This is a genomic window from Dethiosulfatibacter aminovorans DSM 17477 (assembly GCF_900142005.1).
In the GTDB taxonomy this organism is placed as follows: Bacteria; Bacillota; Clostridia; order Tissierellales; family Dethiosulfatibacteraceae; genus Dethiosulfatibacter; species Dethiosulfatibacter aminovorans.
Window position 1 is genome coordinate 1 of record NZ_FQZL01000072.1, and the last position, 1696, is coordinate 1696.

The window sequence follows — 1696 nt, forward strand, 5'->3', positions numbered from 1 at the left end:
CCTGCCGATCCAGCTCCTATTATTCCCAAAAGAAGTTCTTTAATGGTTCTCCCTCTTGATATTCTAGCAACGAATATTACCATGAATGGAGCAAGAGCAACCCACCAAGCCCAGTAGAATACTGTCCACCATTGTCCAAAACCGCTTCCGCCGATGGTATCTGTATAAGTTGACATTTTGATAAAATTCGTAGCCAATGTACCGACCGCTTCAACAGAATTCTGTAGAATAAACAGAGGCGATCCTACAAGGAATACAAATACCAACAACACAATTATCAACACCATGTTTATGTCACTCAATATCTTAATTCCTTTATCCAGACCTCTGTACACACTTACGCTAAATATGGTCGCCCAAATTATCAATACAAACATATCCAATATAGGACTTCTTGTCAGTCCAAACACCGCACAAATAAGTGTTGCCAGCAGTGGCACTCCAAATCCAAGACCAGGTCCGTTTCCGCCAAAAGTAGCGAAGATTGTAAATATATCAATTACTTTTCCGAGCAATCCATCTGCATTCTTCTGACCAATCAAATCACTACATACCTGTGACAGTTTCAGGTTGTTCTGCTTCTTTACGATAAAATAATATGCAACAGGTAATGCAGGCAATGCATAAAACGCCCAAGCTATGGGACCCCAGTGAAACATTCCATAAGCCAGCGAAATGTTGTAAGCTTCCAGCGAAAATGGTTCATACCCAAAAGGCGGAGACTGAAGATACGCCATTGGTTCACATACAGCCCACAATATTGATGATGATCCTATCGCCGAAAAGAATATCATTGCAAGCCAGCTGCTAAATTTGAATTCAGGCTTCTCATCCTTTCCACCGAGCTTTACATGCCCGTATTTACTGAAAGCGATATACAAAGATCCCAGCAAGGATGCTATTCCAAACAGCAAAAACAACCAATCCCATCTCATAATAACCCATTCTCTTGCAACTGAAGCTGCCTCATTAGCACCCTCTGGAAAAATGATACAGGACAGACATATTGCCAAAATAACTGTTAGCGAACTCCAAAAAACAATCTTGTCAATTTCCACTTCTTTGTTTCCGATATCATTAACGACTTCTTTTTTTATTTCTGTCATAATAACTCCTTTCGTTCAAATAATAATCACATAATTTGATTTTTATTTCCAATACTATCTGCGTACCTACGTACGGAATACAACACTCCATTACACACTGTATAATCCATCTTAATGATCTTATCAGCTGTGAACTCAATGTTCATTGAATCAACAAAAGTACTATTTTTGTTTTCAAGCCTTAATATGGACAAATTGGCAGGCTTTCCAACTTCAATCGTTCCAAAATCATTTAAATCAAACACTTTTGAAGGTATGAATGTGACCCTGTCTATACACTCTTCCAATGACATTCCTGCTGCAATCAGCTTAGACATGGTAGTCGCTAAATTGTATACCGGTCCGTTGTAGTTCCAAGAATAAATATCAGTACCTATCAAATCAGGTTTAAAACCTGATTTGATAGCTTTCCTTGCAACTTCGAAACTGAAACTGCTTGTGCCATGTCCAGCATCAAACAAAACGCCTCTTTCTTTAGCTTCAACAACTTCTTTCAAAGGAACCCCTGAATCGTCAAACAACTTATGTGACAATTTGTTAAAACAATGAGTCACAACATCGCCTCTCTCCATATGATCCAAAATTTCGGA

General features: G+C 38.8%; 2 protein-coding genes. Both read right to left on the bottom strand.

Features of this window, described 5'->3' with window-relative positions; all coding sequences use genetic code 11:
• The coding region (locus BUB05_RS18325; protein WP_073051227.1) for a BCCT family transporter at positions 1 to 1106 on the bottom strand (1106 nt) is incomplete at its 3' end.
• A 26-nt stretch (positions 1107 to 1132) separates the two neighbouring features.
• Positions 1133 to 1696: amidohydrolase family protein (locus BUB05_RS18330; protein WP_139258092.1), on the bottom strand; the 564-nt coding region annotated here is incomplete at its 5' end.